At 69.0% G+C, this 11,096-nt stretch carries 10 protein-coding genes; 8 read left to right on the top strand and 2 right to left on the bottom strand.

Annotation, left to right across the window (positions count from 1 at the left end; genetic code table 11):
* Nucleotides 1-53: 53 nt before the first annotated feature.
* Entirely contained in the window at nucleotides 54-2,783 is a 2,730-nt protein-coding gene (gene aceE / locus EEJ42_RS39145) for a pyruvate dehydrogenase (acetyl-transferring), homodimeric type (RefSeq protein WP_123106921.1), read from the bottom strand.
* Between the two features lie 495 nt (nucleotides 2,784-3,278).
* On the opposite strand from aceE, the gene EEJ42_RS39150 reads away from it, so the two are divergent.
* The 6 genes from EEJ42_RS39150 (at nucleotide 3,279) to EEJ42_RS39175 (ending at nucleotide 7,818) form a co-directional block, all read left to right on the top strand.
* Entirely contained in the window at nucleotides 3,279-3,719 is a 441-nt protein-coding gene (locus EEJ42_RS39150) for a DUF3052 domain-containing protein (protein WP_009718270.1), read from the top strand.
* A gap of 109 nt (nucleotides 3,720-3,828) precedes the next feature.
* On the top strand, nucleotides 3,829-4,287 hold the full coding sequence (locus tag EEJ42_RS39155) for a peroxiredoxin (protein ID WP_009718271.1): 459 nt from the start codon (nucleotides 3,829-3,831) through the stop codon (nucleotides 4,285-4,287).
* A gap of 138 nt (nucleotides 4,288-4,425) precedes the next feature.
* Nucleotides 4,426-5,001: a TerD family protein gene (locus EEJ42_RS39160; RefSeq protein WP_055550596.1), complete on the top strand. Its 576-nt coding sequence runs from the start codon at nucleotides 4,426-4,428 to the stop codon at nucleotides 4,999-5,001.
* Between the two features lie 159 nt (nucleotides 5,002-5,160).
* Nucleotides 5,161-5,736: a TerD family protein gene (locus EEJ42_RS39165; protein WP_123106922.1), complete on the top strand. Its 576-nt coding sequence runs from the start codon at nucleotides 5,161-5,163 to the stop codon at nucleotides 5,734-5,736.
* A 51-nt stretch (nucleotides 5,737-5,787) separates the two neighbouring features.
* Nucleotides 5,788-6,948: a DUF475 domain-containing protein gene (locus EEJ42_RS39170; protein WP_123106923.1), complete on the top strand. Its 1,161-nt coding sequence runs from the start codon at nucleotides 5,788-5,790 to the stop codon at nucleotides 6,946-6,948.
* Between the two features lie 144 nt (nucleotides 6,949-7,092).
* Nucleotides 7,093-7,818: a TerD family protein gene (locus EEJ42_RS39175; RefSeq protein WP_123106926.1), complete on the top strand. Its 726-nt coding sequence runs from the start codon at nucleotides 7,093-7,095 to the stop codon at nucleotides 7,816-7,818.
* Nucleotides 7,819-7,842: 24 nt separating this feature from the next.
* On the opposite strand, the gene EEJ42_RS39180 is transcribed toward EEJ42_RS39175, so the two are convergent.
* Entirely contained in the window at nucleotides 7,843-8,913 is a 1,071-nt protein-coding gene (locus tag EEJ42_RS39180; RefSeq protein ID WP_123106924.1) for a TerD family protein, read from the bottom strand.
* A 223-nt stretch (nucleotides 8,914-9,136) separates the two neighbouring features.
* On the opposite strand from EEJ42_RS39180, the gene EEJ42_RS39185 reads away from it, so the two are divergent.
* Nucleotides 9,137-10,333 carry an HpcH/HpaI aldolase/citrate lyase family protein gene (locus EEJ42_RS39185; RefSeq protein ID WP_123106925.1) on the top strand — a complete coding sequence of 399 codons (1,197 nt, stop codon included), beginning with the start codon at nucleotides 9,137-9,139 and terminating at the stop codon, nucleotides 10,331-10,333.
* Nucleotides 10,330-11,096 (top strand): phosphoribosyltransferase domain-containing protein (locus EEJ42_RS39190; RefSeq protein ID WP_425473031.1); only part of this gene is annotated, 767 nt, incomplete at its 3' end. The genes EEJ42_RS39185 and EEJ42_RS39190, both read left to right, overlap by 4 nt.

The raw sequence follows: 11,096 nt of genomic DNA on the forward strand, positions 1-11,096 counted from the left end.
GCTGGTCCACCAGCCCGCCCGGCGCTTACCGGTTATCCGCCGTCGCAGACGGCTTACGCGTCGCCGCCCGCGGGGCCGGGGTCGGCGGCCGCTACGTCGAGGAGCTGGTAGCGGTCGATGGCCTGCTTCAGGGCCGAGCGGTCGATCTTGCCCTCCTTCGCCAGCTCCGTCAGCACGCCCAGCACGATCGACTCGGCGTCGATGTGGAAGAAGCGCCGCGCCGCGCCGCGGGTGTCGGCGAAGCCGAAGCCGTCGGCGCCGAGCGACTGGTACGTGCCGGGCACCCAGCGGGCGATCTGGTCCGGGACCGCGCGCATCCAGTCGGAGACGGCGACCTTCGGGCCCTCCACGTCGCTGAGCTTGCGGGTGACGAAGGGGACGCGCTGCTCCTCCTCCGGGTGGAGCAGGTTGTGCTCCTCGGTCTCCACCGCGTCGCGGCGCAGCTCGTTCCAGGAGGTGGCGGACCAGACGTCGGCGCGGACGTCCCAGTCCTCGGCCAGCATCCGCTGGGCCTCCAGGGCCCACGGGACCGCGACGCCGGAGGCGAGGATCTGGGCCGGGTGGGTGCCGCTCTCGCCCTGCTTGAAGCGGTACAGGCCCTTGAGGATGCCCTCGCGGTCGACGTTCTCGGGCTCGGCCGGGTGCTTGATCGGCTCGTTGTAGACGGTGAGGTAGTAGAAGACGTCCTCACTGTTCTCGCCGTACATCCGGCGCAGACCGTCCTGCACGATGTGGGCGATCTCGAAGCCGAACGCCGGGTCGTACGCGACGACCGCGGGGTTGGTCGAGGCCAGCAGCTGGGAGTGGCCGTCCGCGTGCTGGAGGCCCTCACCGGTCAGGGTCGTACGGCCGGCGGTCGCGCCCAGGACGAAGCCGCGCGCGAGCTGGTCGGCCATCTGCCAGAACTGGTCACCCGTGCGCTGGAAGCCGAACATCGAGTAGAAGACGTAGACCGGGATCAGCGGCTCGCCGTGGGTGGCGTACGCCGAACCGGCCGCGATCAGCGAGGCCGTACAGCCCGCCTCGGAGATGCCGTCGTGCAGCATCTGCCCGGTCGGCGACTCCTTGTAGGCGAGCAGCAGCTCACGGTCGACGGACTCGTACTGCTGGCCCAGCGGGTTGTAGATCTTGGCCGACGGGAACAGCGAGTCCATGCCGAAGGTGCGGTACTCGTCGGGCGCGATCGGCACGAAGCGCTTGCCGATCTCCTTGTCCCGCATGAGGTCCTTCAGCAGCCGCACGAAGGCCATGGTGGTGGCGATCTGCTGCTGGCCGGAGCCCTTCTTGACCGCCGCGTACGCCTTGTCGCCGGGGAGCTGGAGCGGCTTCGCGCGCACGACGCGGGTCGGCGCGTAGCCGCCCAGCGCCTTGCGGCGGTCGTGCATGTACTGGATCTCCTCGGAGTCCCGGCCCGGGTGGTAGTACGGCGGGACGCCGGACTCCAGCTCCTTGTCCGGGATCGGCAGGTGCAGCCGGTCGCGGAAGCCCTTGAGGTCGTCGACCGTCAGCTTCTTCATCTGGTGGGTCGCGTTGCGGCCCTCGAAGTTCGGGCCGAGCGTCCAGCCCTTGACGGTCTGGGCGAGGATCACGGTCGGCTGGCCCTTGTGGGCCTTGGCCGCCGCGTACGCCGCGTAGATCTTCTTGTGGTCGTGACCGCCGCGGCCCAGGTGCAGGATCTGGTCGTCGGTCATGTTCTCGACCATCGTGCGGAGCCGCTGGTCGTCACCGAAGAAGTGGTCGCGGATGTACGCACCGGTCTCGGTGGCGTACGTCTGGAACTGGCCGTCCGGCGTGGTGTTCAGCCTGTTGACCAGGAGGCCGTCGCGGTCCTGGGCGAGCAGCGGGTCCCAGGTGCGGTCCCACACCAGCTTGATCACGTTCCAGCCGGCGCCGCGGAACTGCGACTCCAGCTCCTGGATGATCTTGCCGTTGCCGCGCACCGGGCCGTCGAGCCGCTGGAGGTTGCAGTTGACGACGAAGGTGAGGTTGTCCAGGCCCTCGCGGGCGGCCAGGGAGAGCTGGCCCAGCGACTCGGGCTCGTCCATCTCGCCGTCGCCGAGGAACGCCCAGACGTGGGAGTTGGAGGTGTCGGCGATGCCGCGCGCCTCCATGTAGCGGTTCATCCGCGCCTGGAAGATCGCGCCGAGCGGGCCGAGGCCCATCGAGACGGTCGGGAACTCCCAGAAGTCCGGCATCGACCGCGGGTGCGGATAGCTGGACAGCGCGTGACCGAGCTTGGACTTCTCCTGACGGAATCCGTCCAGGTGGTCCTCGGACAGCCGGTCGAGCAGGAAGGCTCGGGCGTAGATACCGGGGGAGGCGTGACCCTGGAAGAAGATCTGGTCGCCGCTGTCCTGGTCCTTGCCGCGGAAGAAGTGGTTGAAGCCCACGTCGTACAGCGAGGCCGACGAGGCGAAGGTGGCGATGTGGCCGCCGACGCCGATCCCCGGGCGCTGCGCACGGGAGACCATCACCGCCGCGTTCCAGCGGGTCGCGTTCAGGACCTTGCGCTCGATCTCCTCGTTGCCGGGGAAGAACGGCTCGTCCTTGGTGGCGATGGTGTTGACGTAGTCGGTGCTGCGCATCTCGGGCACGGCCACCCGCTTCTCGCGGGCGCGCTCGATCAGGCGAAGCATCAGGTAGCGGGCACGTTCCCGGCCTCGCTCATCGACGGCTGCGTCGAGCGAGTCGAGCCATTCCTGGGTTTCCTCGGGATCGAAGTCCGGGACCTGGCTGGGAAGGCCGCCAATGATGATCGGGTTGCGATCGGATCCGGAAGCCACGCTATTCCTTCGCTTTTCGGTCGTGCTGTGCACGCACATGGATTCGTGCTCTGCTGCTGTCGCGCCGGTCTCCATCGTGTACCTCGGGTGCGGGATACGTCACCTCTACCGAGTGGTAACCAACACCTGGTGAGACGGGCGCTCACCGGTCCGGACGGTACCGGTCGGCGTGCGGTCGGCGTCGCGACGGCCAAATCGCAACCTTACGCCCACGTCCGGGGGCACCTGCGTACGGCCGTTCGGCTCCGGGCGGCGTAGGGTGTCGATACACACACGTAAGCTGGGCATAGTGGGGTAATCCGGGCAGTCACGCGCCGTTCCGTGCCGTTCCTCCATGATGGGAGTTGGGGCGACACGTCAACGTTTGGGCGGGATCGCTGGCCGGGTACTTGCGCGATCCGCCCGGCCCGTGTGGACTACGCCCCAATGCTTCGCGTACGCGCGCGGGGCGCTGACAGACTCGAAGAGTGAACGAAAGATGACAGGAGGCAATCCGTGAGCGCGACCGCGGACCACGCGGAGGAGCGGACCAACCCTGCCGCGAGGCTGGGTTTCCAGCCCGAGCAGGTGGTCCAGGAGATCGGCTACGACGACGATGTCGACCAGGAGCTCCGCGAGGCCATCGAGGAGATCACCGGCCAGGAGCTCGTCGACGAGGAGTACGACGATGTGGCCGACGCCGTTGTGCTGTGGTTCCGGGAGGACGACGGCGATCTGACGGACGCGCTGGTGGACGCCATCCAGATGATCGACGACGGCGCACCGGTCTGGCTGCTGACGCCCAAGACCGGCCGTGACGGCTATGTCGAGCCGAGCGACATCAACGAGGCCGCGACCACCGCGGGCCTGTCCCAGACGAAGAGCTTCAACGCGGGCAAGGACTGGACCGGCAGCCGCCTGGTCACTCCGAAGGCCGCCCGTTCGGGCAAGCGCTGAGGCCGAAGGACCTACACAACCGAGCCCCCTGCCGTTCCCTTTCGGTGGGGGGCTCGGCGCGTAGGGTGGTCCGTGATCAGTCGACATGTGATGTGAAGGGATGGCTCCCATGGCCATAGAGGTCGGTACGAAGGCTCCGGACTTCGAGCTGAAGAATCAGCACGGCGAGTCGGTCCGGCTCTCCGACTTCCGCGGCGAGAAGAACGTCGTGCTGCTCTTCTACCCGTTCGCCTTCACCGGCGTGTGCACCGGCGAGCTGTGCGCGCTCCGCGACGAGCTGCCCACGTTCGTCAACGACGACGTGCAGCTGCTCGCGGTCTCGAATGACTCGCCCTTCAGCCTGCGGGTCTTCGCCGAGCAGGAGGGCCTGGAGTACCCGCTGCTGTCGGACTTCTGGCCGCACGGCGAGGCCAGCCGCGCCTATGGCGTCTTCGACGAGGAGAAGGGCTGCGCGGTGCGCGGCACCTTCGTGATCGACAAGGAGGGCGTGGTCCGCTGGACGGTCGTCAACGGCCTGCCCGACGCCCGGGACCTGAACGACTACGCCAAGGCGCTCGAGAGCCTGTGACCGGCGGCCCGAATCAGGCAGGGACGACGCCTGTATCGGGCGGGAACCGCTCACTAGGATCGACGCGTTGATCCTGGTGTGAAACCTCATGGAGATAGGGGCACGCAGTGCTCCTGACGAACCTTATTGGGAGGACTCGTGGGAGTCAGCCTCAGCAAGGGCGGCAACGTCTCGCTGACCAAGGAAGCCCCTAACCTGACCGCGGTCGTCGTCGGTCTGGGCTGGGACGCCCGCACCACCACGGGCACCGACTTCGACCTCGACGCCAGTGCCCTGCTGACGAACACCGAAGGCAAGGTCGCCAACGACCAGAACTTCGTGTTCTTCAACAACCTCAAGAGCCCCGACGGCTCCGTCGAGCACACCGGTGACAACATCACCGGTGAGGGCGAGGGCGATGACGAGCAGATCAAGGTGAACCTGGCCGGGGTCCCGGCCGATGTCGCCAAGATCGTCTTCCCGGTGTCGATCTACGACGCCGAGACCCGTCAGCAGAGCTTCGGCCAGGTGCGGAACGCGTTCATCCGCGTGGTGAACCAGGCCGACGGCAACGAGCTGGCCCGCTACGACCTCTCCGAGGACGCCTCCACCGAGACCGCCATGGTCTTCGGTGAGCTGTACCGGAACGGGGCGGAGTGGAAGTTCCGCGCCATCGGTCAGGGCTACGCCTCGGGGCTGCGTGGCATCGCGCAGGACTTCGGCGTCAACGTCTGAACCGGCCGTGGCGCCCGGCCGGGCCGGAGGGACATTCCCGAAGGGCGTCGGCCGGGCACGCCGCGGCACGTCCGGCGCCGCACCCCTGCACTCGACAGGCGGGAGTGCGGCGCCGGATGCGCGTCGCACCACGCACTACCCCCGGGGAGGGACCTGATCATGGGCGTCACGCTCGCCAAGGGAGGCAATGTCTCCCTTTCCAAGGCCGCGCCGAATCTCACCCAGGTGCTCGTCGGCCTGGGCTGGGACGCGCGCTCCACCACCGGAGCACCGTTCGACCTCGACGCCAGCGCGCTGCTGTGCGAGTCCGGGCGGGTGCTCGGCGATGAGTACTTCATCTTCTACAACAACCTCAAGAGCCCCGAGGGCTCGGTGGAGCACACCGGCGACAACCTCACCGGGGAGGGCGACGGCGACGACGAGTCGCTGCTGATCGACCTCTCCAAGGTCCCGGAGCGCGTGGACAAGATCGTCTTCCCCGTCTCGATCCATGACGCCGACGCCAGGCGCCAGACGTTCGGGCAGGTCAGCAACGCGTTCATCCGCGTGGTGAACCAGGCCGACGGCAATGAGCTGGCCCGCTACGACCTCTCCGAGGACGCCTCCGGCGAGACCGCGATGATCTTCGGCGAGGTCTACCGGTACAACGGCGAGTGGAAGTTCCGTGCGGTGGGGCAGGGGTACGCATCAGGGCTCCGGGGCATCGCTCTAGACTTCGGGGTCAACGTTTCGTAAAGCCGCGTACAAGGCGCGGGGGAGACCGTTCGAAGAAGGATTGGGTTGCCAGTGCTCCTCAAAACCTTTGGTTGGTCGTTCGCCGTCACGGCGGGCGGTCTGGCCTTGGCCGGCGTCCTCTGGGGGTGGAAGGGGCTCGCGATCGTCGGGATCCTCTCGATCCTGGAGATCTCGCTCTCATTCGACAACGCGGTCATCAACGCGGGCATCCTGCGGAAGATGAATGCCTTCTGGCAGAAGATCTTCCTGACCATCGGCATTCTCATCGCCGTCTTCGGCATGCGTCTGGTCTTCCCGGTGGTCATCGTCGCGATCACGGCGAAGCTGGGCCCGATCGAGGCCGTGAACCTTGCGATCAACGACAAGGAAAAGTACGAACACCTGGTGACGGGCGCCCACCCGGCGATCGCCGCCTTCGGCGGGATGTTCCTGCTGATGATCTTCCTCGACTTCATCTTCGAGGAGCGCGACATCCGCTGGCTGGGCTGGCTGGAGAAGCCGCTGTCCAAGCTCGGCAAGCTGGACACCTTCTCGGCCGTCGTCGCCCTGGCCGTGCTGCTGATCTCCGCCACCACCGTCGCCACCGACGTGGCACACGGCGGCGGCGACAAGAGCGCGACCGTGCTGCTGTCCGGGGTCGCCGGTCTCATGACGTATCTGATCGTCAACGGGATCTCCGGCTTCTTCGAGGACAAGCTCGAAGAGGACGAGGACGACGAAGACGGCGACGGCGAGGCCGACGAGAAGAAGCCCGCCGAGAACGGCGGCGGGCGCGGCAGCAGCGGCGCCACGGTGGTCGGCCTGGCCGGCAAGGCCGCGTTCTTCATGTTCCTCTACCTCGAGGTCATCGACGCCTCGTTCTCCTTCGACGGCGTGATCGGCGCCTTCGCGATCACCAACGACATCTTCGAGATGGCGCTGGGTCTGGGCATCGGCGCGATGTACATCCGGTCGCTGACCGTCTACCTGGTCCGCCAGGGCACCCTGGACGACTACGTCTACCTGGAGCACGGCGCGCACTACGCCATCGGTGCGCTGGCCGTGATCCTGCTCGCCACCATCAAGTTCGAGATCAACGAGCTCATCACCGGCTCGGTGGGCATCGCCCTCATCGGAGCCTCGTACTGGTCCTCGGTCGTCCGCAACCGCCGGGAGGGACACGGCGGCGGAGCCGGATCCGAGGAGAAAACGGAAGTCACGTCCGGAGTCTGAGCCAGTCCGACCGCCGGAGTGTGACGCACCGGCGTTTGAGGAACGCTCTCAGCGGGGCGGCCGAGGTCTTCCGACCTCCCGGCCGCCCCGCTGCGGTTGAGCGGCTTAGAGGCAGTGGGAGCCACGAAGGGTGGGGTGCGCACGATGGCGTTCTGGAGCAACTGGGGGCGGTCCGCGTGGCGCGAGTTCGACAGCGGCGACTCGACCGGCGCGGTCGAGCTGACCAAGCGGAACTCGACCATCTCGCTGACCAAACAGGGTGCCGCCAGCGGCAACCTGCGGATCAACCTGTCCTGGCAGATGCGCACCTCGGACTTCAACAGCAAGGGGCCCAGCCTGCTGCGGCACCCGCTCCAGATGTTCAAGCCGCAGGTGGTGCAGGCCCAGGGGCCCGCCATGGTCAACGTCGACCTGGACCTGGCCGTCATGTACGAGCTGAAGAGCGGCGCCAAGGGCGTGGTCCAGCCGCTCGGCGACTTCTTCGGCAACCTCAACGAGGCGCCGTACGTCAAGCTCAGCGGGGATGACCGGTTCGGCTCCGGCATGGGCGAGACGATCTACATCAACCTGGACCACAAGGACGACATCAAGCGTCTGCTCGTCTTCGTCTACATCTACGACGGCACCCCCGCCTTCGACCGTACGCACGGCATGGTCACGCTCTTCCCCAGCAACGGTCCGCGGGTGGAGATCGCGCTCGACGAGCGGGCCCCCCAGGCCCGCTCCTGCGCCGTGGTCATGCTGGAGAACGTCAAGGGCGAGATCATCGTCCGCCGCGAGGTGAAGTACGTGTACGGCTTCCAGGCCGAGCTGGACCGGCTGTACGGATGGGGCCTCCAGTGGGGCCGCGGCTACAAGTCGAAGGTGTAACCGCCGCCGCCACCGGCCGCGGTGCTAGCGCTTCTGGAACTGCGGCCCCTGCGGCGGCAGGGTGAAGTTCGGGTCGGGGAACGGCATCGGCAGCGGCGGCGGGGGCGGCGGATCGGTCCGCTGCACCTGCTGCGGATAGCCGTACGCGGGCGGCTGCGGGTATCCGTAGCTCGGCTGCTGCGGGTAGCCGTACCCGGGCTGCTCCGCCGGGGGCTGGGCGGGCGGCTGAGGGTAGGCCGGTGCCGGGGCGTGGGTGGCGTGCGGCGGCGCCTGTGGCGGTGCGGAGGGCTGCGGCGGCAGGTAGTAGTCGCCGTCGCCCGTGGCGCCGGTCGGGGTGGGGCTCTGCCCGGCGGCGAGCGGCTGGGTCGCCTGCGGGTCCCAGGGGTCGGGCTGCGGAAGGGGCTGTGGCTGCGGCAGAGCGGCCGTCTCGGCCTGGCTGGGGGTCGGCGAGGCGGGCGGGGAGGTAGGCGCGGAGAGCGGCTCGGGGGCGGCCTCGGGCTCCTCGGTGCCCTGTCCGGCGCCCCGGTCCCGGACCGCGTCCGCGCCCTCGCCGTCGTCCACCGAGATGCCGTACTCCGTGGCGAGCCCGACCAGACCGGTCTCATAGCCCTGCCCCAGCGCGCGGAACTTCCAGCTGTCCCCCCGCCGGTACAGCTCGCCGCAGATCAGCGCGGCCTCCTTGCCGGTCTCCGGCAGCACCGCGAAGATCGCCAGCGGCTCCTCGGAGGCCGACGGCGACGCGTCGTACAGCAGCAGGCTCAGATCCCGGACCTGCCCGAAGGTGCCACCGTCCGCCGAGGCCGCCAGCACCACGCGGTGCACCTCCGACTCCAGCCCGGTCAGATCGGCCTCGATGGTGTCCGTCAGCCCCTCGGGAGCCCGCTTCTTGGGCAGGTGCCGGACCAGGCCCGAGGGGTGCCGTGGCTGGTTGTAGAAGACGAAGTCCTCGTCCGAGCGCACGCGGTCGTCCCCGCCCAGCAGCAGCGCCGAGGCGTCGACGTCCGGCACGTCCGTGCCGGGGGTCCAGCGCAGCACCGCGCGTATGGCCGTGGCGTCCAGCGGGATGTTCGATCCCTTCAGCATCGCGTGCGTCATGGCCGTAATCCTGCCCTCCCGCCCGGTGCCGGGACAACGCAGGGGGGCGGGGCAGTGCTGGTGGGATGTGGCGGGACGGGCATGCCGGATACCGGAGTGACGCACAGGAGTTACGTGATTTTCACGCCCTTGGGGAACTTTTGACCCGGGCCCGGACGTACGATAATCGGCCACCCGAGGGTCGTGTGGCCCGGGTGGGGATACCGGCAGTGCGGGGAGATACATGCGGCATTTTGGACATCTGCCGGACGAGGTACGGACGCGCCTCTTCCACCAGCAGCCCGTCGAATTCTCGGTCGACACACCGGCCCGGACCCTCGCCGTCGCACTCGGCGCCACCCTCTACAGTCCCGCCACCCGGCCGGCGCTCGCCGAGGACATCGTCAAACAGGCAGGTCGGGGCGTTGTCTCCATGGTGCTGTGCCTGGAGGACTCGATCCATGACGCCGAGGTGCCGGGCGCCGAGGAGAACCTCGTGCGGCAGTTCGCCGCCCTCGCCCGGCGCGGCGTGGACACCGATCTGCCGCTGCTCTTCATCCGGGTCCGCACCCCCGAGCAGATCGTCGACCTCGTGCGGCGGCTCGGACCGGCCGTTCGGCTGCTGTCCGGATTCGTACTGCCCAAGTTCACCGAGGAGCGCGGCGTTCCGTTCCTCGAGGCGCTGATATCGGCCGAAAACCGCGAGGTGGCCGAGGTGTTGGGCGGTCGGCGGCTCTACGCGATGCCGGTCCTGGAGTCGCCGGAGCTGATGCACCGTGAAACCCGCACCGACACCCTCGCCGGGATCGGCCGGATCGTCGACAAATACCGGGAGCGGGTGCTGGCACTGCGGCTTGGGGTCACCGACCTGTGCTCCGCGTACGGGCTGCGCCGGGCGCCCGACATGACCGCGTACGACGTCCAGCTCGTCGCCTCCGTCATCGGCGACGTGGTGAACATGCTGGGCCGGGCCGACGGCACCGGATTCACCGTCACCGGGCCGGTGTGGGAGTACTTCAAGCAGCACGAGCGCATGTTCAAGCCGCAGTTGCGGCTCAGCCCCTTCTCCGGGCGGGCCGAATCGCTGCGCGCCGCGCTCATCGAGCACGACATGGACGGGCTGCTGCGCGAGATCGAACTGGACCGGGCCAACGGGCTCCAGGGCAAGACCTGCATCCACCCCACCCATGTCGCCCCGGTGCACGCCCTGTCCGTCGTCAGCCACGAGGAGTTCAGCGACGCGGTGGACATCCTCGAACCCGAGCGCGGCGGGGGCGGTGTGCTGCGCTCCGCGTACACCAACAAAATGAACGAGGTGAAACCGCACCGGGCCTGGGCCGAGCGGACCTTGCAGCGCGCCGAGGTCTTCGGCGTCGCCCGGGAGGACGTGAGCTTCGTGGAACTGCTGGCCGCCGGCCTGCGGACCGCACGAACCGCATGAACCTGATGAGAGGAAACGAGGCAGACAGCGTGGTGTGGTCGGGACAGTGGGTCGCGGACCGGCTCGGCGTACGGCTCGACGGCGACGGGCGGTTGCCCGGGCTCCTCGGGCTCGCGCTGCGGCGCAACCCCAAGCGGGCGCATCTGCTCGTGTCGAACGTGCTGGGCAAACACGTCCCCCAGCGCCCCGCCGCCGTCCACGGCGCGGGCGTGGCGCTCGGGCAGGAGGTGCGCGCCCTGCTGGGCGAGGAGGCGGCGGCCCGCGCCGTCGTCCTCGGCTACGCCGAGACGGCCACCGGCCTCGGCCACAGCGTCGCGGACGGCCTGGCCCTCGCCCCGTACCTGCACTCCACCCGCCGCCCGGTCGCGGGCGTGCCCACGGTGGGCGGCTTCGAGGAGGAGCACAGCCACGCCACGTCCCATCTGCTGCTCCCGGAAGACCCCCGGCTGCTGGCCACGGACGGCCCGCTGGTCCTGGTGGACGACGAGTTCTCGACCGGCCGCACCGTCCTCAACACCATCGCCGCCCTCCACCGCCGCTTCCCCCGCGACCACTACGTGGTGGTCGCGCTGGTCGACATGCGATCGCCCGAGGACCGCGCCCGCCTGGACGCCTTCGCGTCCGACCTGGGCGCCCGCGTGGACCTCGTCTCCGCCGCGACCGGCACGGTCCACCTCCCGGACGACGTCCTGACCCGAGGCCGCACCCTCGTGGCCGCCCACGGCGCGGACTCGGCGGCGGCGGGGGCGCCCGCCGCGGCCCC

The sequence above is a fragment of the Streptomyces botrytidirepellens genome (genome assembly GCF_003721215.1).
In the GTDB taxonomy this organism is placed as follows: Bacteria; Actinomycetota; Actinomycetes; order Streptomycetales; family Streptomycetaceae; genus Streptomyces; species Streptomyces himastatinicus.

What these genes read in the sequence shown, in the direction of transcription:
- EEJ42_RS39180 (WP_123106924.1), bottom strand. Translation starts at nt 8,913, where the DNA reads ATGACGCACGCGATGCTGAAGGGATCGAACATCCCGCTGGACGCCACG.
- EEJ42_RS39175 (WP_123106926.1), top strand. Translation starts at nt 7,093, where the DNA reads ATGGCGTTCTGGAGCAACTGGGGGCGGTCCGCGTGGCGCGAGTTCGAC.
- EEJ42_RS39185 (WP_123106925.1), top strand. Translation starts at nt 9,137, where the DNA reads ATGCGGCATTTTGGACATCTGCCGGACGAGGTACGGACGCGCCTCTTC.
- EEJ42_RS39155 (WP_009718271.1), top strand. Translation starts at nt 3,829, where the DNA reads ATGGCCATAGAGGTCGGTACGAAGGCTCCGGACTTCGAGCTGAAGAAT.
- EEJ42_RS39165 (WP_123106922.1), top strand. Translation starts at nt 5,161, where the DNA reads ATGGGCGTCACGCTCGCCAAGGGAGGCAATGTCTCCCTTTCCAAGGCC.